Annotated in this window: 27 protein-coding genes and 1 other annotated feature; all 27 genes read right to left on the bottom strand. The window is 44.9% G+C overall.

Translation table 11 applies throughout. The annotated features are described in order from the left end of the window. Positions 1–73: 73 nt before the first annotated feature. The 27 genes from rplB to cysE all read right to left on the bottom strand — a co-directional run bounded on the left by rplB (position 74) and on the right by cysE (position 26,520). Entirely contained in the window at positions 74–904 is an 831-nt protein-coding gene (gene rplB / locus MKX34_RS29435) for a 50S ribosomal protein L2 (protein WP_036680541.1), read from the bottom strand. A gap of 29 nt (positions 905–933) precedes the next feature. Next, positions 934–1,227 carry a 50S ribosomal protein L23 gene (gene rplW, locus MKX34_RS29440; protein WP_036680537.1) on the bottom strand — a complete coding sequence of 98 codons (294 nt, stop codon included), beginning with the start codon at positions 1,225–1,227 and terminating at the stop codon, positions 934–936. Beyond that, positions 1,227–1,850 carry a 50S ribosomal protein L4 gene (rplD, locus tag MKX34_RS29445; RefSeq protein ID WP_036680536.1) on the bottom strand — a complete coding sequence of 208 codons (624 nt, stop codon included), beginning with the start codon at positions 1,848–1,850 and terminating at the stop codon, positions 1,227–1,229. The genes rplW and rplD overlap by 1 nt, the downstream gene beginning before the upstream one ends. 25 nt (positions 1,851–1,875) lie before the next feature. Continuing rightward, positions 1,876–2,499 (bottom strand): 50S ribosomal protein L3, encoded by a 624-nt coding sequence (gene rplC, locus MKX34_RS29450; RefSeq protein WP_036680532.1) that lies wholly within the window; start codon positions 2,497–2,499, stop codon positions 1,876–1,878. 42 nt (positions 2,500–2,541) lie between these two features. Then, the gene (gene rpsJ / locus MKX34_RS29455) at positions 2,542–2,850 is read right to left on the bottom strand and encodes a 30S ribosomal protein S10 (RefSeq protein WP_017692074.1); all 309 of its coding nucleotides are present in this window, start codon (positions 2,848–2,850) and stop codon (positions 2,542–2,544) included. Positions 2,851–3,075: 225 nt separating this feature from the next. Beyond that, complete coding sequence (locus MKX34_RS29460) at positions 3,076–4,425, bottom strand: globin-coupled sensor protein (protein WP_076296937.1); 1,350 nt, start codon at positions 4,423–4,425, stop codon at positions 3,076–3,078. Positions 4,426–4,682: 257 nt separating this feature from the next. Next, positions 4,683–5,873: an elongation factor Tu gene (gene tuf, locus MKX34_RS29465; protein WP_036680523.1), complete on the bottom strand. Its 1,191-nt coding sequence runs from the start codon at positions 5,871–5,873 to the stop codon at positions 4,683–4,685. A 109-nt stretch (positions 5,874–5,982) separates the two neighbouring features. Then, positions 5,983–8,061, bottom strand: a complete 2,079-nt coding sequence (gene fusA, locus MKX34_RS29470; RefSeq protein WP_036680521.1) for an elongation factor G — start codon at positions 8,059–8,061, stop codon at positions 5,983–5,985. 47 nt (positions 8,062–8,108) lie between these two features. Further along, positions 8,109–8,579: a 30S ribosomal protein S7 gene (gene rpsG / locus MKX34_RS29475; RefSeq protein ID WP_036680520.1), complete on the bottom strand. Its 471-nt coding sequence runs from the start codon at positions 8,577–8,579 to the stop codon at positions 8,109–8,111. A 45-nt stretch (positions 8,580–8,624) separates the two neighbouring features. Next, positions 8,625–9,044 carry a 30S ribosomal protein S12 gene (gene rpsL / locus MKX34_RS29480; RefSeq protein ID WP_036680518.1) on the bottom strand — a complete coding sequence of 140 codons (420 nt, stop codon included), beginning with the start codon at positions 9,042–9,044 and terminating at the stop codon, positions 8,625–8,627. Between the two features lie 133 nt (positions 9,045–9,177). Further along, positions 9,178–9,429 (bottom strand): ribosomal L7Ae/L30e/S12e/Gadd45 family protein, encoded by a 252-nt coding sequence (locus tag MKX34_RS29485; RefSeq protein ID WP_038573459.1) that lies wholly within the window; start codon positions 9,427–9,429, stop codon positions 9,178–9,180. Positions 9,430–9,609: 180 nt separating this feature from the next. Continuing rightward, on the bottom strand, positions 9,610–13,221 hold the full coding sequence (rpoC, locus tag MKX34_RS29490) for a DNA-directed RNA polymerase subunit beta' (protein WP_076130019.1): 3,612 nt from the start codon (positions 13,219–13,221) through the stop codon (positions 9,610–9,612). A gap of 116 nt (positions 13,222–13,337) precedes the next feature. Then, positions 13,338–16,883, bottom strand: coding sequence for a DNA-directed RNA polymerase subunit beta (gene rpoB, locus MKX34_RS29495; protein ID WP_038573461.1), 3,546 nt, complete (start codon positions 16,881–16,883; stop codon positions 13,338–13,340). 422 nt (positions 16,884–17,305) lie between these two features. After that, complete coding sequence (locus MKX34_RS29500; protein WP_038573463.1) at positions 17,306–17,905, bottom strand: class I SAM-dependent methyltransferase; 600 nt, start codon at positions 17,903–17,905, stop codon at positions 17,306–17,308. Between the two features lie 111 nt (positions 17,906–18,016). Further along, entirely contained in the window at positions 18,017–18,376 is a 360-nt protein-coding gene (gene rplL, locus MKX34_RS29505; RefSeq protein ID WP_036680508.1) for a 50S ribosomal protein L7/L12, read from the bottom strand. A gap of 65 nt (positions 18,377–18,441) precedes the next feature. Continuing rightward, positions 18,442–18,945, bottom strand: a complete 504-nt coding sequence (rplJ, locus tag MKX34_RS29510; protein ID WP_076099619.1) for a 50S ribosomal protein L10 — start codon at positions 18,943–18,945, stop codon at positions 18,442–18,444. Positions 18,946–19,009: 64 nt separating this feature from the next. Beyond that, positions 19,010–19,162: a sequence feature (ribosomal protein L10 leader region), on the bottom strand. A 67-nt stretch (positions 19,163–19,229) separates the two neighbouring features. Beyond that, the gene (rplA, locus tag MKX34_RS29515) at positions 19,230–19,922 is read right to left on the bottom strand and encodes a 50S ribosomal protein L1 (protein ID WP_036680504.1); all 693 of its coding nucleotides are present in this window, start codon (positions 19,920–19,922) and stop codon (positions 19,230–19,232) included. 82 nt (positions 19,923–20,004) lie between these two features. Further along, the gene (gene rplK / locus MKX34_RS29520) at positions 20,005–20,430 is read right to left on the bottom strand and encodes a 50S ribosomal protein L11 (protein ID WP_036680502.1); all 426 of its coding nucleotides are present in this window, start codon (positions 20,428–20,430) and stop codon (positions 20,005–20,007) included. Positions 20,431–20,504: 74 nt separating this feature from the next. Beyond that, a complete protein-coding gene (gene nusG, locus MKX34_RS29525) occupies positions 20,505–21,038 on the bottom strand; it encodes a transcription termination/antitermination protein NusG (protein ID WP_036680499.1) in 534 nt (177 codons plus the stop codon). A 21-nt stretch (positions 21,039–21,059) separates the two neighbouring features. Continuing rightward, positions 21,060–21,251 (bottom strand): preprotein translocase subunit SecE, encoded by a 192-nt coding sequence (gene secE, locus MKX34_RS29530; protein ID WP_036680497.1) that lies wholly within the window; start codon positions 21,249–21,251, stop codon positions 21,060–21,062. A 20-nt stretch (positions 21,252–21,271) separates the two neighbouring features. Next, positions 21,272–21,421, bottom strand: a complete 150-nt coding sequence (rpmG, locus tag MKX34_RS29535) for a 50S ribosomal protein L33 (protein WP_076099620.1) — start codon at positions 21,419–21,421, stop codon at positions 21,272–21,274. A 391-nt stretch (positions 21,422–21,812) separates the two neighbouring features. After that, positions 21,813–22,457, bottom strand: coding sequence for an RNA polymerase sporulation sigma factor SigH (gene sigH, locus MKX34_RS29540; protein ID WP_036680496.1), 645 nt, complete (start codon positions 22,455–22,457; stop codon positions 21,813–21,815). Between the two features lie 158 nt (positions 22,458–22,615). Continuing rightward, entirely contained in the window at positions 22,616–23,137 is a 522-nt protein-coding gene (locus tag MKX34_RS29545) for an NYN domain-containing protein (RefSeq protein WP_036680494.1), read from the bottom strand. 2 nt (positions 23,138–23,139) lie between these two features. After that, a complete protein-coding gene (gene rlmB / locus MKX34_RS29550; protein WP_076296936.1) occupies positions 23,140–23,904 on the bottom strand; it encodes a 23S rRNA (guanosine(2251)-2'-O)-methyltransferase RlmB in 765 nt (254 codons plus the stop codon). A 36-nt stretch (positions 23,905–23,940) separates the two neighbouring features. Then, on the bottom strand, positions 23,941–24,375 hold the full coding sequence (locus tag MKX34_RS29555; RefSeq protein WP_038573467.1) for a Mini-ribonuclease 3: 435 nt from the start codon (positions 24,373–24,375) through the stop codon (positions 23,941–23,943). After that, complete coding sequence (cysS, locus tag MKX34_RS29560) at positions 24,372–25,778, bottom strand: cysteine--tRNA ligase (RefSeq protein ID WP_076296941.1); 1,407 nt, start codon at positions 25,776–25,778, stop codon at positions 24,372–24,374. The genes MKX34_RS29555 and cysS overlap by 4 nt, the downstream gene beginning before the upstream one ends. Positions 25,779–25,827: 49 nt before the next feature. Then, a complete protein-coding gene (gene cysE / locus MKX34_RS29565; RefSeq protein WP_036680489.1) occupies positions 25,828–26,520 on the bottom strand; it encodes a serine O-acetyltransferase in 693 nt (230 codons plus the stop codon). Positions 26,521–26,540 lie beyond the last annotated feature (20 nt).

Below are 26,540 nucleotides of genomic sequence, written 5' to 3' on the forward strand. Positions count from 1 at the left end.
TGAATCCTCCCTTCATCCGGTTCTTCAAACCGCGAATCGACGCTTCGCGCTTTATTAACTTGCCAGAAGCGTCTTATTTAGTGCGGCGGCGAACGATATATTTATCAGATGCCTTGTTTTTCTTACGCGTTTTGTAACCAAGGGTTGGTTTGCCCCATGGAGACATTGGCGATTTACGTCCGATTGGAGCGCGACCTTCACCACCACCGTGTGGGTGATCGTTAGGGTTCATTACTACCCCGCGAACTTCAGGACGACGGCCGAGCCAGCGACTACGTCCAGCTTTACCGATTTTGATCAATTCGTGATCTTCGTTACCTACGGAACCGATAGTTGCACGGCATACGCTAAGGATCTTACGAACCTCACCGGATGACAAACGAACGGAACAGTATTTTTCTTCTTTACCAAGCAATTGAGCTTCTGTACCAGCTGCACGAACCAATTGTCCGCCTTTACCTGGTTTCAACTCAATGTTGTGGATAACTGTACCTACTGGAATGTTCTCCAGTGGAAGACTGTTACCAATTTTGATGTCGGCCGCAGGACCGGACTCTACTTTATCCCCAACTCTTAGACCTTTAGGAGCGATGATATAACGTTTCTCTCCATCAGCATAGTGGATCAAAGCAATATTAGATGTGCGGTTCGGGTCATACTCGATTGTAGCAACGCTACCTGGTATGCCGTCTTTAGTCCGCTTGAAGTCGATAATACGGTATTTACGTTTATGTCCGCCGCCATGGTGACGAACCGTAATTTTACCTTGGTTGTTGCGTCCCGCATGTTTGAACAGCGGAGAAAGCAACGATTTCTCTGGCTGGTTTGTTGTAATTTCTTCAAACGTAGACACGGACATAGCGCGTCTTGCCGGAGAGGTCGGTTTGTACTTTTTGATTGGCACTGTAGTTCCCTCCTTACTTCAACAGAGTATTATTCTACCGCTTCAAAAAATTCAAGCGGTTTGCTGTCCGGGCTAAGCTTAACGATGGCTTTTTTCCACTCTGGAGTGTAACCAGAATATTTACCATAACGTTTCAGTTTGCCAGGTACGCGCATTGTGTTCACATTTGTTACTTTTACTTTGAAAATAGCCTCGACAGCTTTTTTGATTTCGGTTTTGTTAGCACGGATATCCACTTCAAAAGCGTATTTCATTTCGCTCATGTAGTCGGAAGTACGTTCCGTAATCACCGGACGTTTGATAATATCACGAGGATCTTTCATTACGCGAACACCTCCTCTACCTTCAGAACTGCTTCTTTAGTGATGATCAGTTTGTCGTACGTCAGTACGTCAAGAACATTAATGCCGTCAGCCGCTACGAATTTCACCCCAGGGATGTTACGAGCGGAAAGTGCTACGTTATCATCATAGCTAGTAGCTACGATCAACGCTTTACGATCTACTTTCAGATTGTTCAAGATTGCTGCGAATTCTTTCGTTTTCGGAGCATTCATTGTCAAGCTATCCAATACGATAATGTCATTCTCGAGTACTTTCGAGGACAAAGCGGATTTGATCGCCAAACGACGAACCTTCTTAGGTAGTTTCCAGGAATAGCTACGTGGTGTTGGTCCGAAGACAACGCCGCCGCCTTTCCATTGCGGAGAACGAATGGAGCCTTGACGAGCGCGACCTGTACCTTTTTGTTTCCAAGGTTTACGTCCACCGCCACGAACTTCAGAACGTCCTTTTACTTTGTGTGTACCACGACGTAGGGAAGCTCTTTGCATAAGCGCAGCTTCATGTAGAACGTGCTCATTCGGTTCAATACCGAATACTGTATCGCTCAGTTCCACTTCACCAACTTCGTTGCCACTAATATTAAAAAGTGTTACTTTTGGCATTTCATGTTCCTCCTTTCTTCAATAATTATTTCTTAACGGTTTGTTTAACTTTCACGAAGCTGTTTTTAGGACCTGGGATAGCGCCTTTAACCAGCAATACGTTACGTTCAACATCAACCTTGATAATTTCAAGCTTTTGAACCGTAATAGTCGTGTGACCCATATGTCCTGGAAGGCGTTTGCCCTTAGGAACACGGTTAGCTTGGATAGAACCCATGGAACCCGGTCTTCTGTGGTAACGCGATCCGTGTGCCATTGGTCCGCGGCTTTGTCCCCAACGTTTGATGTTACCTTGGAAACCTTTACCTTTAGATGTACCAGTTACGTCAACAAATTCGCCCTCAGCAAAGATATCAGCCTTCAGCTCTTGTCCAACCTCGAGAGACCCGAGATCAACACCGCGAATTTCACGAACGTAGCGCTTAGGTGTTGCATTTGCCTTTTTGGCGTGACCCTGTTCAGGCTTATTGGAGCGTTTTTCTTTTTTATCAGAAAAGCCCAATTGCACTGCTTCATATCCGTCGATATTCAGGTCTTTCTTTTGCAGTACTACACAAGGTCCTGCTTCGATAACAGTAACAGGAATTACGTTACCTTCTGGAGTAAACACTTGAGTCATACCGAGTTTTTTTCCTAAGATACCTTTCAATGTTGACACCTCTTTTCTTTTCCTAAGTTACTTAAAATAGAATTACAATTTGATTTCGATATCTACACCGGACGGTAGATCCAAGCGCATCAAGGCATCCACAGTTTGTGGTGTTGGGTTCACAATATCGATCAAACGTTTGTGAGTCCGTTGTTCAAACTGTTCACGGGAATCCTTGTACTTGTGTACCGCACGGAGAATAGTAATGATTTGCTTCTCAGTTGGTAACGGAATCGGCCCGGACACACCTGCACCCGAACGTTTTGCTGTTTCAACAATCTTCTCAGCGGATTGATCAAGAATTCTGTGGTCGTATGCTTTCAAGCGAATACGAATTTTTTGCTTTGCCATTTTAGTCCCTCCTTCTATCGCCCAATTTGGTATCGGACATACTCCGTGAAAATTTTCTGACCTCGTCCCCATGGCAAAGGGGCCGGGTGTGTCAGTAACCTCTCACATCATCGCAACGTCTCAGAACAACATTTATTATTATATATAATAGGCAGCAGTATTGCAAGCAAAAATAGAAAAACAACGCATATTTTTTTCATGCGCTGTTCTTCTACTATATATATGTTAAAGATTCTCTGTCGCAGACTTAAAAATTTCTGCGGAGGAAGCAGTCTGAGCCGTTGCAGTTCCGATCCCCTCAATGGTTTGGATTAAGGTTCTTATTTCTTCTTCCACTATTACAATCTCCTGTGTACTGCTACGCATAGCGTCTACAATATCAGAGAACAAAAGACTAGTCTCGACCGATTGGTGTTTCCCATTCTTAGTTAAGTCCTGCACCTTACGAATCTCTTCTACAACCTGCTGAGTGAGGAGTCCTGATTTATTTGTTAGCTCTACGATCTGAATCACAGTATTCTTAGTATCCTCCGCAAGCCGGCTAACTTCTTGAGCAACCACACTAAACCCTCTACCATGCTCACCAGCTCTTGCGGCTTCAATCGTTGCATTAAGTGAGAGGATTTTAGTCTGATCAGCAATTTCCCTTACTGAGTTCACGATTTTTTGAATTTGTTTAGAGGAATCGCTTAACTCAATGATCGAGTCTTCCATCTCACTGGTGGTCTGATATATGAGATTAATTTGCTCAGTCAAATCGTCCAAGTGTTCATGCCCATCTGCAGCTAATCCCTGTGACTCCAGAGCGGATGAAGCCGTACGTTGGAATGTTCTACTTACTTCATTGCTGCTTGCCACTAGCTGCTTCACAGCAGCATTAGTATCGATGCTATAATCTATCAGTTCAACGCTAAACTCTGAAATTTTTTGTTTCAATTCATTTTTCGCTAATAAATATTGCTCCTCCTTCTCTCTTATATTCTCCTTCTCATATTCTTCTAGCACCAATTGCTGCTCGAGATTAAGCAGTTTAGTCACCGTCTGAACCACTCGAAGGCGTATATTGTCATCGTTTGTTTCATTATATATAACGCGTATAAATACGTTCTGAAGATTCTGAAAAGCAGATAAGTACCATTTAGGCTCAAGTCCTACTCTTTTATGAATATTAGCGATCATTAGACGCTTTGCTATGTACTCATCGTCAACCTTTCCATTAAAAATCTCTAGGATATGACCACGCAGAGTAGTTTTTAACCTATCTATACTGCTATGTTCCAAAATAATAGCTTCGAGTTTATTTACACCTAATACAGAATTGTAAAATTGATCAATGATATAGTCTATATTCTGCTCAACAACAGGTTTCACCCTGCGTAGTAAGTTCAGATCTGCTTCAGTCAGATCAATCATCCTCATCTGCTCGTTAAGTTCGCCATGTCCTTCCAGTTTATGAAAAGACTCCGCAACAGAATGATTCTGATCCTTGAAGTCTAAGGAACGAGAGGCAGGAGAATCCACATTATTATTACGTGCAGTTAACGCATGCATGAAGGAAAAAGGACATTTCCCCATATTAACACCCTCCCACAACTCCTATTATTTTACATTATTATATCTCCTTCATTTTACTCTAAGATTAGTATAATTGTAAACAATCGATTGTTGTAATTTGACGAATTATGTAGAAAAAGATCATAATAGTATGCTTTGATTATCAATCTTTGTCGAATAATAAATCATTCTCAGAAAAAAAAAAGCCCCTGATTCTCCGCAAGAAGAATCAGGGGTGTTTGTAATTCGGAATCTACCCGCAGATAGAAGTCGAATTATTATTTTTGGATAGAAGCTACGCTACCAGCACCAACTGTACGGCCACCTTCGCGAATGGAGAATTTAGTACCTTCTTCAATAGCGATTGGGGAGATCAGTTGTACGGTTACGGAGATGTTATCACCAGGCATAACCATTTCAGTACCTTCTGGCAAGTTGATGATACCAGTTACGTCAGTTGTACGGAAGTAGAACTGTGGACGGTATCCAGTGAAGAAAGGCTTGTGACGGCCACCTTCTTCTTTTGTCAGAACGTAAATTTGAGCAGTGAACTCAGTGTGTGGTTTAACGGAGTTCGGCTTAGCCAATACTTGGCCACGCTCGATCATGTTACGGTCAACACCACGAAGCAATGCTCCGATGTTGTCCCCAGCTTGAGCGGAATCCAGCAATTTACGGAACATTTCTACGCCCGTAACTACGGATTTCTTAGTATCTTCGTGAATACCAACGATTTCGATTTCTTCTCCGACTTTAACTGTTCCGCGTTCTACGCGACCAGTTGCCACAGTACCGCGGCCAGTGATGGAGAATACGTCTTCGACAGGCATCAAGAAAGGCTTGTCAGTTTGACGCTCAGGAAGTGGAATGTACTCATCGATTGTTTCAAACATTTCGATGATTTTTTTAGCGTAATCGCCATCTGGGTTTTGCAGAGCTTCACGAGCAGAACCACGGATGATTGGAGTATCGTCGCCTGGGAAGTCATACTCGCTAAGCAAGTCGCGAACTTCCATTTCAACCAATTCCAACAACTCTTCGTCTTCAACCATGTCGCATTTGTTCAAGAAGACAACGATGTAAGGAACGCCTACTTGACGGGACAACAGGATGTGCTCGCGAGTTTGTGGCATTGGGCCATCAGCTGCGGATACAACCAGGATAGCTCCGTCCATTTGCGCTGCGCCAGTGATCATGTTTTTAACATAGTCGGCGTGACCAGGGCAGTCTACGTGAGCGTAGTGACGGTTAGGAGTTTCATATTCAACGTGGGAAGTGGAGATTGTGATACCACGTTCGCGCTCTTCAGGAGCTTTGTCGATTTGATCGAATGCGATAGCTGCGCCACCGTAAGTTTTGGACAATACAGTAGTGATTGCAGCAGTCAGAGTCGTTTTACCATGGTCGACGTGACCAATAGTACCGATGTTAACGTGCGGTTTGTTACGTTCAAACTTTGCCTTTGCCATTTGAACAGTTCCTCCTTAATGTGGGGTTCCTTATATTTGAGCCGCCCGCATACGTGTAATCTTAGATGACTGAGTGTTTATACCCGGGACGGCAAGTTAAAACTGGTAATTATTCAGCGCCTTTGTTCTTTGCAGCGATCTCTTCCGCAATGGATTTAGGAACTTCTTCATAGTGAGAAAGCTCCATTGAGAATACGCCACGTCCTTGTGTACCAGAACGAAGTGTTGTAGAGTATCCGAACATTTCGGAAAGAGGCACCTTAGCACGGATAATTTGCGCTCCACCACGGGAATCCATACCTTCGATACGGCCACGGCGGGAGTTCAGCATACCCATTACATCACCCATATATTCCTCAGGAACAGTTACTTCTACTTTCATGATTGGCTCAAGCAGGACAGGCTTACACTTGTCTTTAGCTGCTTTGAGTGCCATCGAACCGGCAATTTTAAATGCCATTTCGTTGGAATCGACATCATGATAAGAACCATCTACGATGGTAGCTTTAACGTCTACTAGCGGGAAGCCAGCAAGTACGCCGTTTTTCATTTGTTCTTCAATACCCGCAAGTGCAGGAGCGATGTACTCTCTAGGAACCGAGCCACCCACAACTTTACTTTCGAATTTGCTACCAGTACCTGGTTCGAGGGGTTCAAATTCAACCCATACGTGACCGTATTGACCACGACCACCAGATTGGCGTACAAATTTACCTTCGACGCGAGCAGGTGCCTTGAACGTTTCGCGGTAAGCAACCTGTGGTTTACCCACATTGGTTTCTACTTTGAACTCACGACGCATACGGTCGATGATGATGTCCAAGTGAAGTTCACCCATACCAGCCAGGATTGTTTGGCCTGTTTCTTCATCAGTGTGAGCACGAAGAGTTGGATCCTCTTCAGTCAACTTTCCGAGAGCAACGCCCATTTTATCTTGGTCAGCTTTAGTTTTTGGTTCAACAGCGATCTCGATAACTGGATCAGGGAAGTTCATTGATTCCAGAATTACTGGATTCTTCTCATCACACAGTGTATCACCTGTACTGGTATCTTTCAAACCAACAGCAGCTGCGATGTCGCCAGAATACACGATGGAAATTTCTTGACGGCTGTTCGCATGCATTTGAAGGATACGACCAATACGTTCACGCTTGTTCTTAGTTGCATTAACTACGTATGATCCGGACTCAAGTACGCCTGAGTAAACACGGAAGAACGTAAGTTTACCAACATAAGGGTCTGTCATGATTTTAAATGCCAAAGCTGCAAACGGCTCTTCATCCGAAGAGTGACGAACAGCTTCTGTACCGTCATCAAGATGTCCAGTAATAGCTGGAACGTCAAGAGGAGATGGCAAGTAATCAACAACAGCATCCAGCATAAGCTGAATCCCTTTGTTTCGGTAGGAAGATCCAGCAATTACAGGGAACAATTTAACTTCAACTACGCCTTTGCGAATTGCAGCTTTAATTTCCGGAATTGTAATTTCTTCGCCTTCCAAATACTTCATAGTCAGATCCTCATCAAGTTCAGCAACTTTCTCGATCAACTCGAGACGCAGCTCCTCAACTTTGGCCAAATATTCTTCCGGAATATCCGTTACTTCGATGTTTTGGCCCAGATCATCTCTGAACATGTGTGCTTTTTGCTCAACTAGGTCGATAATACCAGTGAAATCACTTTCTGCACCAATTGGCAATTGAATAGCAACTGCGTTGGCTTGAAGGCGATCACGCATAGTTTCGATTACGTTAAGGAAATCCGCACCGATAATGTCCATTTTGTTTACATATGCAATCCGGGGAACGTTATAACGGTCTGCCTGTCTCCATACGGTTTCAGACTGAGGCTCAACGCCCTCTTTTGCACTAAATACACCAACTGCCCCATCCAATACACGCAGGGAACGTTCAACTTCAACAGTGAAGTCAACGTGTCCTGGGGTATCAATGATATTGATGCGGTGACCTTTCCACGCAGCAGTCGTAGCAGCGGACGTAATCGTGATTCCGCGCTCTTGTTCTTGCTCCATCCAGTCCATTGTAGCAGCACCTTCGTGAACTTCACCGATTTTGTGCGTACGGCCTGTATAGAAAAGAATCCGCTCTGTGGTAGTTGTTTTACCAGCATCAATATGCGCCATGATCCCGATGTTACGTGTATTTTTTAAGGAGAACTCTCTAGCCATGAAATGGATCTCCCTTCAAAATATAAGTTATTTGAATGACCTTAATCCTACCAACGGTAGTGAGCGAACGCTTTGTTTGCTTCAGCCATTTTGTGTGTATCTTCACGTTTCTTAACAGAAGCGCCTGTGTTGTTGGAAGCGTCGATGATCTCAGCCGCCAAACGCTCTTCCATAGTCTTCTCACCGCGGTTGCGAGAGTAGTTTACGAGCCAACGTAATCCCAGAGCAGTACGTCTCTCTGGTTTAACCTCGATAGGTACTTGATAGTTAGCACCACCGACACGACGAGCTTTGACTTCCAAAACCGGCATGATATTCTTGATGGCAGCTTCGAAAACTTCCATCGGATCTTTACCCGTACGTTCTTCAATCAATTTGAATGAATTGTACAGAATGCTTTGAGCGACACCTCTTTTACCACCCAGCATAATGCGGTTAATCAAACGAGTAACCAACTTGCTATTATACAACGGATCTGGCAATACGTCTCTCTTTGTAACTGGACCTTTGCGTGGCATGGATATCCCCCTTTCTTAAATGTTTATTATTCAGATATTGTTATCTTACTTCTTAGCTTTAGGACGTTTTGCACCGTATTTAGAACGAGCTTGCATCCGGTTAGCTACACCTGCTGTATCCAAAGCACCACGAACGATATGGTAACGAACCCCTGCAAGGTCCTTTACTTTACCTCCGCGAAGTAATACAACACTGTGCTCTTGTAAGTTATGTCCGATACCCGGGATATAAGCTGTTACCTCGAGACGGTTCGTCAAACGAACACGGGCATATTTACGAAGCGCTGAGTTTGGTTTACGTGGAGTCATTGTGCCTACACGAGTGCACACACCGCGTTTTTGCGGAGCGCTCAAATTTGTAGCCTCACGCTTGAGGGCGTTATACCCTTTTTGAAGAGCGGGAGATTTAGATTTTTCGATTTTGGCTTGACGGCCTTTACGAACCAATTGGTTAATTGTTGGCATGTTGTTGCCACCCCCTTCCTGAAATGATAGTCGATTTAAGAACTCTAAGCCCACAGACCCAGGCGGTTCATAAAAAGACAAATGAAAAGTTCTTGCCGCTGGTGTTCACCCCAGTACAAAAACATTTCTGTAGCTATTGTTTTAAGACGGCTGCCATCGCAGCGCCAACTTCTATTCCGCAGGCCTTGCCCAAATTCAGCATCGTATCCACATATGTGATCTTAACACCTTGTTTGTTACAAAGCAAAACTATCCTGGAAGTAAGCCTTTGATCTCCGTCCTCTGCCACATAGACTTCTGCGGCTAGGCCCAACTCTACCGCCTTGACGGTTTGTTTGGTACCGATCTTGACCTGAGCATCCTGTAGTCCTCTATCATCAGTCATTCTCTTTACCTCCAATGAACAAGGATAACATGGCTACTCACGCACCTTAGACATTTTAGCATTATCAATAGATGGTGTCAAGAAATTCAGCAACAATTTTTATAGAAATTATACACAGCAGAACACTCATGCCACACCTATGAGTAGGTATGACATGAGCACACTACCATGATTGCTAATTTATTCAGCAGGAACCGTCTCTAATGATTCAAGTTCGCTTTCTGCATTTGGATCACTTAGCTTAACGTTACGGTAACGGTTCATCCCAGTACCTGCAGGAATCAACTTACCGATAATAACATTTTCTTTAAGTCCAAGCAACTTATCTACTTTACCTTTGATAGCAGCGTCTGTTAGGACACGAGTAGTTTCTTGGAATGATGCAGCTGACAAGAAGGAATCAGTTTCAAGAGACGCCTTGGTAATACCGAGCAAGACTGGTTTAGCAACAGCAGGCTCTTTACCAGACAAGATAGCTTCCTTGTTAGCACCTTCGTACTCATGAATATCCGCAAATGCACCTGGCAACAGACTTGTGTCACCTGCGTCAATAATACGGATCTTCCGAAGCATTTGCTTGATCATAACTTCAATGTGCTTATCATTGATCTCAACGCCTTGGTTACGGTATACACGCTGTACTTCTTGCAGAATGTAGTTTTGTACCCCACGGATCCCTTTGATACGCAGCATTTCTTTAGGGTCAATCGAACCGTCTGTCAGCTCATCGCCGGCTTCGATTTCTTGGCCTTCACTAACACGTAGACGTGAACCATAAGTAATGGAATAAGTCTTGGATTCAGCTTCACCTTGAACCTCGATTTCGCGACGGTCTTTGGTTTCACGGATTTCCTTGATTACGCCATCGATTTCACTGATTGTAGCTTGACCTTTAGGGTTACGAGCTTCAAACAACTCCTGAATACGCGGCAAACCTTGAGTGATGTCATCACCGGCAACACCGCCGGTATGGAACGTACGCATTGTAAGCTGGGTTCCTGGTTCACCGATAGATTGTGCGGCAATAATACCAACTGCTTCACCAATCTCAACGTGTTTACCAGTTGCCAAGTTACGTCCGTAACATTTCTTACAAACCCCATGACGGGCACGGCAGCTCAGTACAGAACGAATTTGCAGCTTAGTTACACCTGCGTTTACAATTGCCTCCGCTTTATCGGAGTCAATCAAATCATTACGGTGAACAATGATTTCGCCTGTTTCTGGGTGACGAACAGTTTCGAAGCAGTAACGACCTTCAATACGGTCATACAGATCTTCGATAACCTCTTTACCATCCTGAATACGACTAACTGTGAAGCCTTTATCGGTTCCACAATCTTCTTCACGGACAATAACGTCCTGGGCAACGTCAACAAGACGACGAGTCAGATACCCTGAGTCAGCGGTACGAAGTGCGGTATCGGCAAGACCTTTACGCGCTCCGTGAGTGGAGATAAAGTACTCCAAGACGGTAAGACCTTCACGGAAGTTTGCCTTGATTGGCAATTCGAAAATCCGACCTGAAGGTGTTGCCATCAGACCACGCATACCACCCAACTGAGTGATCTGCGATTTGTTACCACGCGCTTTAGAGTCGACCATGAGCATGATAGAGTTGAAACGGTCCATCGACTTAAGCAGGATGTTCGTAAGATCATCCTTAGTCTTCGACCAGATCTCAATAACACGGTCATACCGTTCGTCATTGGTGATCAAACCACGGCGATATTGGTTAGCAACCACATCAACCTTAGCTTCAGACTCTTTCAGGATCGTAACTTTCTCCTCAGGGACAATAACGTCCGACACGGCAACTGTAACACCAGAACGTGTGGAGTAAGTGAATCCGAGCTGTTTAATTTTATCCAAAATCATAGAAGTTTTGGTTGTGTGATAAGTTTCAAAACAACGAGCAATAATCAGACCCAGATATTCTTTACCTACAGCACTGGCTTCTGGAGCGGATTCAATCAACTCGCGAATGTTCGCGCCTTTTTCGTAGATAAAGTATTTCTCAGGTGTGCCGTGCAGCAAGTTAGTTTTGGTTGCTTCGTTGATATAAGGGAAACTACTTGGGTAGATTTCATTAAAAATGATCTTACCGACCGTAGTAATCAACATTGCATTTTGTTGTTCTTCCGTAAAGCATGTTTTGCCAAGTGCTTTAGCCGGAATAGCAACACGAGCATGAAGTCCTGCAGTTCCGCGTTGGTAAGCTGATACAGCTTCGTTAACGGTACGCAGAATCATACCACTACCCTTTTCTTCCTTGTTATCCATGGTCAAGTAGAAAGTACCAAGGACCATATCCTGGGAAGGTGTTACAACTGGCTTACCGTCTTTAGGATTCAAGATATTACCAGATGCAAGCATGAGAATGCGTGCTTCCGCTTGAGCTTCTGCAGACAGAGGAACGTGCACCGCCATTTGGTCACCGTCAAAGTCGGCATTGTACGCCGTACATACGAGTGGGTGAAGACGAATAGCGTGACCTTCCACCAAGATCGGTTCAAATGCTTGAATACCGAGACGGTGAAGTGTTGGTGCGCGGTTTAGAAGTACTGGGTGTTCTCTAATTACTTCTTCGAGTACATCCCAAACTTCAGGACTTACGCGTTCAACTTTACGTTTCGCGCTCTTTATGTTGTGGGCAAGGCCCTTATTAACCAATTCTTTCATAACAAAAGGTTTGAACAATTCTAACGCCATTTTCTTAGGAAGTCCGCATTGATACATCTTGAGGTACGGTCCTACTACGATAACGGAACGTCCAGAGTAGTCAACCCGTTTACCGAGCAAGTTCTGGCGGAAACGTCCTTGTTTACCTTTCAGCATATGGCTGAGCGATTTAAGCGGACGGTTACCAGGACCGGTTACCGGACGTCCCCGACGGCCGTTATCGATGAGAGCATCGACAGCTTCCTGGAGCATCCGTTTTTCGTTCTGCACGATAATGTCAGGAGCACCGAGATCAAGCAGTCTTTTCAGACGGTTGTTCCGGTTAATAACACGGCGATAGAGATCATTCAAGTCGGACGTAGCAAAACGGCCACCATCCAATTGAACCATCGGACGAAGCTCCGGAGGAATAACCGGAAGAACATCCATGATCATCCAATCAGGCTTGTTGCCGGAGTTACGGAATGCTTCAATGACTTCCAGACGTTTGATCGCCCGGTTACGGCGTTGGCCTTGGGCCGTACGCAGTTCTTCTTTGAGGAATTCCAGCTCTTTATCGATGTCGATATCTTGAAGAAGCTTTTTAACAGCTTCAGCACCCATGCCGGCTTGGAAACCGTAACCGTATTTTTCACGGTAGCTACGATATTCTTTCTCGGACAGAAGTTGTTTCTTTTCCAGTGGAGTTTCACCTGGATCCGTTACAACATAAGATGCGAAATAGATAATTTCTTCAAGTGATCTTGGAGACATATCTAGTGCAAGCCCCATGCGGCTTGGGATACCTTTGAAATACCAGATATGAGATACCGGAGCAGCCAATTCAATGTGACCCATACGTTCACGACGAACTTTAGCACGGGTAACCTCAACGCCACAACGGTCGCAGACTACGCCCTTATAACGGACACGTTTGTATTTACCGCAATGACATTCCCAGTCTTTTTGTGGTCCAAAGATACGCTCACAGAAAAGACCCTCTTTTTCCGGTTTCAATGTACGATAGTTAATGGTTTCCGGTTTCTTAACTTCTCCGCGGGACCATGAACGAATCTTCTCCGGAGAAGCGAGTCCGATTTTCATAAATTCAAAATTGTTAACGTCCAACAAGGAGCAACCCTCCTTAACCTAATCCTGATTTAGTACCGCTTTGCCCTCTTCTGACTGTTACATCAAAAGAGGGCGTGCGGTCCTTTATAAAATGGAACTTTTAAGCTCCAGCTTGATTATTCTACTCCGACTTCTGAACCTTCTAAATTGAGGCTTAGTTTGTCGCCTGACGTCTCGTCCTCATCGTCCAATTCTCTCATTTCAATTTCCTGCTCGTCACCGCTAAGAATCTTAACATCCATACCCAGGGACTGCAGTTCTTTGATCAATACCTTGAACGACTCAGGAACACCTGGTTCCGGTACATTTTCACCTTTGACAATGGATTCGTACGTCTTCACGCGACCAACCACGTCATCGGATTTCACGGTCAAAATTTCTTGCAATGTATATGCAGCACCGTAAGCTTCAAGCGCCCACACTTCCATCTCCCCGAAACGCTGTCCACCAAATTGAGCTTTACCACCCAATGGTTGTTGCGTAACTAGTGAGTAAGGTCCTGTTGAACGGGCGTGAATCTTATCATCAACCATGTGCGCCAGTTTGATCATGTGCATGACACCAACAGTAACTTCACGTTCGAAGCGTTCACCTGTACGGCCATCATACAGTACGGTCTTACCATTACGCTGCATACCTGCTTCTTCCATCGTATCAAACACGTCGTACTCACGCGCTCCGTCAAATACCGGCGTTGCAATGTGAATTCCCAGACGCAATGCGGCCATACCAATATGGACCTCAAGCACCTGTCCGATGTTCATACGAGAAGGAACGCCCAGAGGGTTAAGAACAACCTGTACTGGCGTACCGTCCGGAAGGAACGGCATATCTTCTTCTGGCAGGATACGGGCAACGACACCCTTGTTACCGTGACGTCCGGCCATCTTGTCACCCTCAGAAATCTTACGTTTCTGAGCGATGTAGACACGAACCAATTGATTTACACCAGGAGGCAGCTCATCGCCGTTCTCACGTGTAAAGACTTTAACGTCCACGATAATACCATCACTACCATGAGGAACGCGTAAAGAGGTATCCCGTACTTCACGAGCTTTCTCACCAAAGATAGCGTGCAGGAGACGTTCTTCTGCTGTCAGTTCAGTTACACCCTTAGGAGTAACCTTACCCACCAGAATGTCACCAGCGCTGATTTCCGCACCGATGCGGATGATTCCGCGCTCATCAAGATTGCGCAGAGCTTCTTCGCCGACGTTCGGAATATCGCGCGTAATTTCTTCAGGCCCCAGTTTAGTGTCGCGAGCTTCAGATTCGTATTCTTCGATATGAATCGAAGTATATACATCTTCCTTAACCAGCTTTTCACTTAACAGGATCGCATCCTCGTAGTTGTAACCTTCCCAAGTCATGAACGCAACGACTACGTTACGGCCAAGAGCAAGTTCGCCCATTTCTGTGGAAGGACCGTCTGCCAGGATATCACCCTTCTTAACAATGTCCCCTCTTTTAGCTAGAGGACGTTGGTTAATACAGGTACCTTGGTTAGAACGCATAAATTTGTGTAATTTATATTTAACGATATCGCCTTTAACTTCCTTGCCTTCGACAGTCTCAACGCGACGCAGCCAAATTTCATTAGCTGAAGAACGTTCGATAATACCGTCATACTTGGAAACGATACATACGCCAGAATCCTTAGCGGATTTATGTTCCATCCCTGTTCCGACCAGCGGAGCTTTTGGAATTAGAAGCGGAACGGCTTGACGTTGCATGTTAGATCCCATCAGTGCGCGGTTGGAGTCATCGTTCTCAAGGAACGGAATGAGCGCCGTAGCGACAGATACAACCTGTTTAGGCGAAACGTCCATGTAATCGACACGATTACTTGGCATCGTTGTAATGTTGTCTGAGTCTTTGTTGTAACGAACGATTACCATATCTTCTTTAAAGGTGCCATCTTCTTCGATCAACACGTTAGCCTGAGCAACTACATAATTATCTTCCTCATCAGCAGTCAGATAGTCAATTTGCTCAGTCACCTTACCAGTCTTCGGATCCACCCAACGATACGGAGCTTCAATAAAGCCGTATTCATTGATGCGCGCAAAGGTGGACAAGGAGTTGATCAACCCGATGTTTGGACCTTCCGGCGTTTCAATTGGACACATCCGACCGTAGTGACTGTGATGGACGTCACGAACTTCAAAGCCCGCGCGTTCACGTGTCAAACCACCAGGTCCGAGGGCGGACAGACGACGTTTATGCGTAAGTTCCGCAAGCGGGTTCGTCTGATCCATAAATTGAGACAGCTGGGAGCTACCGAAGAACTCTTTAATAGACGCGATGACCGGACGAATGTTGATCAGAGCCTGAGGCGTAATCGCATTAGCATCCTGAATCGACATTCTTTCACGTACAACACGTTCCATCCGGGACAAACCGATACGGAACTGATTCTGCAAGAGTTCACCTACAGAACGCAGACGACGGTTACCCAAGTGGTCGATATCATCGGTATTGCCAATTCCGTGAAGCAAATTAATAAAGTAGCTGATTGAGGATATAATATCAGCTTGAGTAATATGCTTAACAGATTTGTCGATGTTGCCGTTAGCGATCAGCTTAATAACCCGGCCTTCTTCAATTGGCGAGAATACGTCAATTGTTTGAAGAGGAATATCTTCGCTGTCCATAACTCCGCCAGTAACACGGTAGTTTTTAAAGGCAACATTCTTTTCGAAATATGGAATCAATTCATCAAGCAGTCTACGATCGACCATTTGGCCGGATTCTGCCAGGATTTCTCCAGTAGAGTCGTCAACCAAAGGCTGAGCAAGACGTTGATTGAAAAGACGGTTCTTAATGTGTAGCTTTTTATTGATTTTGTAACGCCCTACATTAGCTAGGTCGTAGCGTTTTGGATCAAAGAAACGCGCAACCAGCAAACTTTTGGCATTGTCTAGTGTCGGCGGTTCGCCCGGACGCAAACGCTCATAAATCTCAATAAGCGCCTTCTCCGTGGAGTCCGTGTTGTCTTTATCCAGCGTATTGCGAATATATTCATCATTGCCAAGCAATTCCAGAATTTCGGCATCACTACCGAAACCGAGAGCACGCAAAAGTACGGTAACAGGAATTTTACGAGTCCGATCGATACGAACATACATAATGTCCTTAGCATCGGTTTCTAGTTCCAACCAGGCTCCGCGGTTCGGGATTACTGTGGCGGTGTAGGTTTTTTTGCCGTTCTTATCCACTTTTGTGCTGAAATAGACGCTTGGAGAGCGAACCAACTGGCTGACAATAACCCGTTCCGCACCATTAATAATAAAAGTGCCGGTCTCCGTCATCAGCGGGAAATCTCCCATGAACACTTCCTGCTCTTTAACCTCACCGGTCTCTTTATTAATGAGCCGCACCTTTACACGCAGAGGAGCCGCATACGTTACGTCCCGCTCTTTAGCGTCGTCAACCGTATATTTCGGTTCACCCAGGCTGTAATCAATGAACTCTAGTACCAAATTACCTGTGAAATCCTGGATCGGCGAGATGTCCTGAAACATTTCCCGCAATCCTTCCTCCAAAAACCAATCATAAGATTTTTGTTGGATCTCGATCAGGTTCGGGACCTCGAGTACCTCGTTAATTCTCGCATAGCTCCGCCGAGTGCGTCGACCATACTGAACAAGATGTCCTGCCAACTTTACTCACCCCTCATGTCTACTCACTTAAAAATTGATTGCGAACCCTTGTTTGGAACCGTATAATGGAACCATACTACAAGGATTCAGTCATAAATAAAAGAAAAGCCCTTATCGAAATCTTCGAAAAAAGAGCGCATTTATCCATGACCAAAATACTCCTTATCAAGTAGATTTGCCCAAAACGTACATATTATACGTCACCAAGCAATAGTTTATGCGCTATTATCTATTACCACGCAGCATTTGCTACGTTAGAGCATAGACAACCAACTCGCAAAAACTTGCCGTGCGGCATGCGCTAGCCGGGCGACAATATATTGCTTGACATTTCAGCAAACTAAAGACATGGAGCCTATCTTAATACTGACATTTTATAATAATACCATTATCACTATCACATGTCAATAACCTATTGTATTTTATTTTTGCGCTTTAATAATACGATAGCCTTTGTCTTTCCCCACTTCTTCCACCATTGAGAACAAGCTTTCTAGTTTTGCCACTGCTGATGGAGCGCCCTGCTTCTTCTGAATTACAATCCACAGATAGCCACCCTCATTTAAATGTTCATAAGCATCTTCAAAAATCTTATGCACTACAGCTTTTCCTGCACGAATCGGAGGATTAGTTAGAATCACATCGAACTTCTGCTGCTCATTCAATGCACCGAGCACATCGCTTTCCATTATCGTAACATTCCGGATTCCATTGTGCTGAGCATTCTCACGCGCCAGTTCTACCGCACGACTGTTAATATCAATCATGGTCACATGTCCTTTGGGAGCTAGGTATGCTGCACTTATGCCAATCGGCCCATAACCACAACCTACATCAAGCACCGCTGAACCGTCCGGAATTATCATAGCTTCAATAAGAACTCGGCTACCGTAATCGATGTCTCCTTTAGAGAATACACCAGCATCGCTCGTAAAACGAAAGCTTTTGCCTCTTAGTACGGTATCAATGCTACGTCTGTCATGACGTACTTCCGGCTGCTGCGAATAATAATGTTGCGACATCTCTTTCCTCCCTTTCCTATTATGTTAGCAGTTGGTATAAACGCCCTACTAACTCTATTTATAAAACAAACCCCTTGAACAAGTTCAAGGGGTTTTCAGTAATAGAAGGAATTACTTCACTTCTACAGCTGCGCCTGCTTCTTCCAATTTTGCTTTAGTAGCTTCGGCTTCGTCTTTGCTTACTTTTTCTTTGATTGCTTTTGGTGCGTTGTCTACAAGATCTTTAGCTTCTTTCAAGCCAAGACCAGTGATTTCGCGAACGATTTTGATAACGTTGATTTTGGAAGCGCCAGCGCCTGTCAAAATTACGTCAAATTCGGATTGCTCTTCAGCTACTGCTGCTACCGCACCGCCAGCTGCTACTGGAGCTGCTGCAGTTACGCCGAATTCTTCTTCAATTGCTTTAACCAGGTCGTTCAGTTCCAATACGCTCATGCCTTTAATTGCTTCCAAGATTGCTTCTTTACTCATGATTGAACCTCCATTTTATATTTAAATTTATTTGTGGTATTGATTATGCTGCAAGAGTCAAAGGCTTACGCGCTTTGTTCTTCTTTTTCAGCAACAGCTTTAACTGCAAGCGCGAAGTTGCGCATTGGAGCTTGAAGTACGCTAAGCAGCATGGACAGCAAACCATCGCGGGATGGAAGCTCAGCCAGTGCTTTCAGTTGTTCCGCGTCAATGACACGACCTTCAACTACGCCGCCTTTCAATTTCAAAGCGTCGTTTTTCTTGGCGAAATCGTTCAAAATTTTAGCTGGTGCTACTGCATCAGTTGTGCTGAATGCGATAGCTGTTGGACCAGTCAAAACTTCATCCAATTCACTCAACTCAGCCGCAGCAGTTGCGCGACGTAGCAATGTGTTCTTCAGGACTTGAAACTCAACGCCAGCTTCACGAAGTTGCTTACGCAGTTCAGTCACTTGGGAAACGTTCAATCCACGGTAGTCAGCTACAACAGTCGAAAGACTGTTTTGCAGTTTTGCAGTAACGACGTCAACCGCGTCTTGTTTTGCTTGAATTACTTTTGCATTTGCCAATGTATACACCTCCTGAAAATTTATGTGTCGGCGTTCTTTCCAAGGAAAGCTTCACCGCTCCTACGCAGGCAGTAGAAAAGCCTCCGCAGAATCACGAAGGCTTGATAAAACGAAAGTTATACGAGCGAGCTCGTTACTTCTTGTTTCTATCACAACACCTCGGTAGGAAATTAAGCACTAAGGCACCTACTGTCTACGGTAAGCATATTCAAGGTTAAGATTGATACCTTAAGTTTCACAACTGTTATAGATTATCAAAATTGACTCAAAGAGTCAACCCTTAATTATCTGAAGACGGTTGTGTTCACACGAGCGCTAGGACCCATTGTGGAAGAAATCGAGATGCCTTTAAGGTATACACCTTTAGCAGCAGCTGGTTTCGCACGGTTCAAAGCGTCGATAAGAGCTTTAAGGTTATCGTTCAATTGTGCAGCATCAAAGGACACTTTGCCGATTGGCGCGTGAATTTGACCTGCTTTGTCGAGACGGTATTCGATTTTACCGGCTTTGATTTCTTGCACAGCCTTGGAAACATCGAATGTAACTGTGCCAGCTTTAGGGTTAGGCATAAGACCTTTACCACCAAGCAGACGACCCAGTTTACCGACTTCACTCATCATATCAGGTGTAGCTACGCAGACATCAAATTCAAACCAGCCTTGTTGAATTTTGTTGATCATGTCTTGATCACCAACAAAATCAGCGCCAGCAGCTTCTGCCTCTTTCGCTTTTTCACCTTTTGCAAATACAAGCACGCGTTGTGTTTTACCAGTGCCGTGAGGCAGGACAACAACACCACGAACTGCTTGGTCTTGTTTACGCGGGTCTACACCCAGACGAACTGCTGCTTCAACGGTTTCGTCGAACTTAGCAGTCGCTGCCTTTTTCACAAGCTCTACAGCTTCTGAAGGCTCGTAAGTTGCTTCGCTGTTGATCAGCTTAGCAGCTTCTTGGTATTTCTTACCATGTTTAGCCATGAAAATGTTCCTCCTTTGTGGTGTTAGCGGAAATTCCTCCCACATACTTGCGGGTCACGAATGACCGATTCTTCGAAAACTACTAGTCTTCGATTGTGATACCCATACTGCGGGCAGTACCTTCAACCATACGCATTGCAGCTTCAACAGTTGCAGCGTTAAGGTCAGGCATTTTTGTTTCAGCAATTTCACGTACCGCAGCGCGGCCGATTTTTGCTACTTTTTTCTTGTTTGGTTCGCCGGATCCTTTTTCTACTTTAGCAGCGATGCGAAGCAGAACAGCAGCCGGAGGAGTTTTAGTGATGAAAGTAAAGGAACGGTCTTCAAATACTGTAATTTCAACCGGAATGATCAAGCCAGCCTGGTCGGCAGTACGAGCATTAAATTCCTTACAGAATGCCATGATGTTGACACCTGCTTGACCTAACGCCGGACCTACTGGAGGCGCTGGATTCGCTTTCCCTGCAGGAATCTGCAGTTTCACCATTTTAATAACTTTTTTAGCCATGAGTGACACCTCCTTGCAAAAATAGTGGTCTTCGAACGCCAATAGCGCTCTCCCACAAGAAACCCTAGCTTATGTTATATTTTCTCCACTTGAGTGAAATCCAACTCTAGCGGGGTTTCCCGTCCAAACATGTTAACATGCACTTTGATCTTGCTCTTGTCAGCCAAAATTTCTTCCACGGAGCCCACAAAATTCGCAAACGGACCAACCATAATACGTACGGATTCCTTGATTTCGAAATCAATCTTCGCTTTAGGTTCAACCATGCCCATATGCTTCAGAATTTGTTCTACCTCTTCCGGAAGCAAAGCTGTTGGTTTAGACCCTGAGCCTGTCGAACCAACAAATCCAGTAACGCCCGGAGTATTGCGGACAACATACCAGGAATCATCAGTCTGAACCATTTCCACCAAAACATATCCGGGGTAAACTTTACGCATAACGGTTTTTTTCTTACCGTCTTTGTTTACGATTTCTTCTTCCATAGGAACAAGAACGCGGAATATTTTGTCTTCCATGCCCATGGACTCAACGCGCTTTTCCAAATTGGCTTTGACCTTATTCTCATACCCAGAATAGGTATGAACGACATACCATCTTTTTTCCATATCAAGCCACCTGGGACCTCTCTAAATAATCGCTTCAATCACAGCGGAAATACCGATGTCCAGAACCCAGAAGTAAATAGCGACAACTACAATCGTACCGAGAACGATCAATGTATAGTTGGTCAATTCTTTACGACTTGGCCAGCGAACCTTTTTGAGTTCACTCCAGCTCTCAGTGAAAAAGGAAAACATAGACTTGAAACTACGTTTCATGCCGACTACACCTCCACAGACTATCTGGTTTCGCGATGAGGAGTTTGCGAGTTACAATACTTGCAAAATTTCTTCATCTCCATGCGGTCGGGGTGATTTCGCTTGTTTTTGGTAGTCGCATAGTTTCTTTGTTTGCAACTTGTACAAGCCAAAGTGATAATTACCCGCATGATGTGCACCTCCCGAGACGTCCTTCTAATTCACATTAGAAGACGCAAATATTGATCCTAAAAAAAAGCCGCGAATTTAGGCCTACCTAAAACACTTTAGCATAATGTCAAGGTCTGTGTCAACGAAAGAATTCCGTTCTGCACTGGGTAATTCCGGGTTTAGTAGTCATATGGCCGTACCCTGTCTTTGGGTCTATCTCTTCCTCACACTTCGCTGTCTTCCTTACCATTATGGGGTATTCCGTCTGTGTATAAACCTACCTTCAACGGCAACGACTAAAATCGGCTCAAATAGAAATTTATGGTGCAAGCACCTAATTCTATCCGAGTGATTTCAAAAAGACTAAAAAAAAGAACTCGATGTCCGAGCCCTCTCTTGTTCATTATATCATCAATTGTCACGTACTTCTAGATATCTTTCTAATTTCCTTTTTACTCGTTGTAGAGCGTTATCAATAGACTTCACATGCCGCTTAAGATCTTCAGCAATCTCTTGATAGGATCTTCCGTCTAAATACAACATCAGAACCTTGCGCTCCAAGTCACTTAGAATCTCCGCCATCTTATCTTCAAGACCAATGAATTCTTCTTGATTAATAATTAGCTCTTCTGGATCTAGAACCTGTGTTCCACAAATGACATCCATAAGTGTTCTATCAGAATCTTCGTCATAAATGGGCTTGTCCAAGGAAACATAAGAGTTCAGCGGAATATGTTTCTGACGAGTGGCCGTCTTAATAGCCGTTATAATCTGTCGTGTAATGCAGAGCTCAGCAAAAGCCTTGAATGAAGAGAGCTTGTCACCTTTAAAGTCACGAATAGCCTTGTATAGACCAATCATTCCTTCTTGTACAATATCTTCACGGTCTGCCCCGATCAAGAAATAAGAGCGGGCTTTAGCACGTACAAAGTTACGGTATTTATTAATCAAGTGTTCTAATGCGCCACTGTCGCCACCACGGAAAGCCTCGACAATATCTTCATCACTTATGAAATCATACTCAGACAGCATTATTTCCTTGAGGTCGACACTCACCAAGAATCCCCCCGGCTGCAACGCAAGACACATCGTTACTTCGCGAAATATAGGATCAGTATATATTATGTTACCTTCCACCGTCAACCGGAGTTTGTCCAAAATCAATCTAGAATAGCATAAATTGGAATAAAATATTTCCTGATTCTTCCTCGATCTCACTGTCTGCGCCATTTTTCCAGCTTACTGCGCACATCGGGAGGCAGTTTGTCTTCCAAAGAATGACGAGTAGAACTGACACCGCCAGGTTCGATAGCTTTTTTTACTTGTTTTTGATTCTCTTCAATTTCCAGATGCAATTCCCTTGCCGAAATTCGCAATGCACCTTGTGCAAAAATAATATGCTGCTCTATAAAATCACTCGTAGCCACATAGATCTGCCGGCGCCGATTGCTATATTCCCCAACCAGTCGCTCAATGCATTCATCTGCGGTTTCTTTTTCCTTGGTGAAGTACACCTGGACCTTACCCTGGACAAAAGACCTTCCCAACCCCGGAACACGGTATGCATCAAAAACAGCAATAACTCTTCGTCCAGAGAAAGCCTGGTAATCTGCCAGCAAATCCATCAAGCGGTCGCGTGCTTCCTGCATACCAATCTGGGACAGTGCCACAAGTTCCGGCCAGCCACCGATCATGTTATATCCATCCACAAGCAGCACATCGCGCCAGTCGGCCATAGCTATCCCTGCAGTTGCCGGCGGCGTATCACTTCATACATAATGACTCCTGCGGCGACAGAGGCATTTAATGAATTGATCTTTCCGGCCATCGGCAGCTTAAGAAGCACATCACATTTTTCACGAATCAGGCGTCCCATTCCTTTATTCTCATTGCCGATTACAACAGCTACCGGACCCGTGAAAATATCGGATTGGTATAGATTCTGTTCGGTATCCACGTCTGTTCCTACTACCCAGACTCCCTGCTCTTTTAGACGGTCAATGGTCTGACCCAGGTTTGTAACCCGGGCAACCGGAACATACTCCACAGCACCCGCGGATGTTTTGGACACGGTCGCAGTTATCTGAGCCGAACGGCGTTTAGGTACGATTACCCCATGTACTCCAGTACAATCCGCCGTCCGCAGAATCGAGCCCAGGTTATGAGGATCTTCAATTTCATCAAGCAAAATAAGGAATGCCGGTTCTCCTTTGGCTTCTGCTATAGCTAACAAATCATCCACTTCAACATAGGCAAATGGTGCTGCTTGTGCAACCACCCCTTGATGCTGCACACCTGGTGCCAGTTGATCCAACTTACGCTTGTCCACATGCTGAATGACAATTCCCGCTTTCCGGGCTTCGGCAACGATGGGTGCTGTCAGATGCTTCTGGGCTGTCTCTGCGATCCATATTTTATTTAATGTACGACCAGCACGAAGCGCTTCAAGCACAGAATGCTTCCCTGCCAATATTTCCTCTTCAGTCTTCAATTCTTCTTCCATGTTCACTTCTCCTATTTTCTATTTCGCCAAAGCCTATCACGGCTGTTTCAACATAAACTGTATACCCTTGTGCACAATTTCTTCTATTCTCTCCTGTTGTCCTGTGTAGTACAAGTAACCAATCAAGCACTCAAAAGCTGTAGCATGACGGTATTCAAGCACATCCGCATTCTTAGGAACACTTCCCGATTTCGCATTTCTCCCCTGACGGGCGACATCCTTCTCCTCTTCCGTGAGACTAGGCTCCAAAAAGTTCAGAATTGCACACTGTGCTTTAGCAGATACCAGCCCTGTAGCAGAACGATGCAAATGGTTCGGACGCAAATTCGGAAGAGATACTAAATACTGGCGAACAGCCACCTCATAGATAGCATCTCCTACATAAGCTAGAACAATAGGCGAAAGTAGTCGCGCAGGTTTGGAAGGCTCATAAGGAAACCATCCGTTATCAAACTTGCGTTCCTCACTCATTTACGACGCCACCGCATTCCTTGTGGAGTATCCTCAAGCAATATGCCCAAGCGGCCTAATTCATCACGGATCTCGTCAGACCGGCTCCAATTCTTATTCTTACGAGCTTCAACCCGCTCGGCGATCAACCGTTCAACTTCTTCACTTGCAATTTCCTCTTCCAGTTCAGGCGTCAAACGCAGCACAGCATTCATTTCGCCAAAAGCTTGCAGTAATGCAGCAAAATCAGCAGGAGCAGCCTCGTTATTCGCAAGCGTATGGTTTGCCAGACTCACCCAATCGAACATAGCCGTGATCGCATCAGGCGTATTAAAGTCATCCTGCATTCTAGCATGGAAATTGGCCACTATAGCCGACAGCTTATCATTAATCTCTGAGTTGACTTCACCTTGAGCACCATCAGCAGCGAGTTCAAGCCGATGTTTAACGTTACTCTCTGCAAGCGTGATCCGTTCAACGCTCTTTTCGGCGGAAGTCATAGATTCCTCTGAGAAATTCAACGGGTTGCGGTAATGGGTCGATAGCATGAAATAGCGGATAGCTCCTGCTTTAAAACGCTCACGGATGTCTTTTACAAGCCAGCCATTACCGAGCGATTTCGACATTTTCTCATCACCGATGTTGATGAATCCATTATGCATCCAGTAATTAGAGAGTGGTTTACCAGTCAGAGCTTCAGTCTGAGCGCATTCGCATTCATGATGTGGGAACTGCAAATCTTGTCCACCACCATGGATATCGATCGTATCCCCCAAGAACTCCCGCGCCATAGCCGAGCATTCAATATGCCAGCCGGGACGTCCGTCTCCCCAAGGGCTACTCCAGTGCACTTCACCAGGTTTGGCTGCTTTCCAAAGCACAAAATCCTCCGGTTTTTCCTTACGTGAGTCCACCTCAACACGGATACCAAACTGCAGCTCATCCAGATTCTGACGAGATAATTTACCGTAGTCTTCAAATTTTGAAGTGCGGTAATATACATCGCCACCGCTTTCGTATGCGAATCCTTTTTCCTCAAGCTCTTTAATAAATCCAATGATCAGCGCCATGCTTTCCGTTACACGGGGATTCAAGGTTGCCGGTTTAACACCAAGCCCTTCCAGATCCTCACGGTAAGCAGCAATGAAAGTTTCCGCTACCTCTGCTACAGTAGTGTTCATTTCTTCGGCTTTGCGAATCAGTTTATCATCAACATCCGTGAAATTCGTAACATAACGCACCTCATTACCTAACTGCTCCAAGTAATTCCGGACCATATCAAAAACAATTATAGGTCTAGCATTTCCGATATGCATATATCCATAAACGGTTGGACCACACACATACATCTTAACTTTGCCCGGCTCCTGGGGCACAAACTGCTCCTTGCTGCGTGTCATTGTGTTATATATTTGTAAAGCCATCCTTATTCCAGCCCTTTCTGTTCTTCCGGATTCCTTAATACCGGGATGCTTAAATTTCATAGTCACCAATATACTGCTGAGCTTCTGCTATCCGCTGTGCGGTTTTTTGTTTATCTTCTGCGCCAAGCTTTTCCCTAATTTCTTCGATTTCTTTCTGCAAAAACCGCAGTGAATCGACAAGCGGGTCAGGCATCTTCGTATGATCGAGCCGATCGGATACCCGTTCTCCATTACGTTTTACCACACGACCTGGATTCCCTACTACTGTACTGTTGTTAGGCACTTCACGCAACACAACAGCATTCGAACCTATATTTGAATTGTCACCAATACGAAAAGATCCTAAAACCTTCGCACCGGAACCAATAACTACATTGTTGCCAACCGTGGGATGTCGCTTACCTTTTTCTTTTCCGGTTCCTCCAAGCGTAACCCCTTGATAGATTATAACATCATCACCGATTTCGCAGGTTTCTCCAATAACAATCCCCATACCATGGTCGATAAACAGCCTGTTTCCGATGACAGCTCCGGGATGGATCTCAACACCAGTCATAAATCTGCTAAACTGCGAAACCATACGAGCCATTGTATACCAGCGGCGTTTGAAAAAAGAGTGGGCGATCCGGTGACCCCAAATGGCGTGCAAGCCGGCATATGTGAAGACAACCTCGAACCAGCTGCGGGCAGCAGGATCGTTATCAAATACCGCCCGAATGTCCGACTTAATATGCTTAAACATCACGGTTCCTCTCTTCTTAA

This window comes from Paenibacillus sp. FSL R5-0636 (genome assembly GCF_037974255.1).
In the GTDB taxonomy this organism is placed as follows: domain Bacteria; phylum Bacillota; class Bacilli; order Paenibacillales; family Paenibacillaceae; genus Paenibacillus_AQ; species Paenibacillus_AQ odorifer.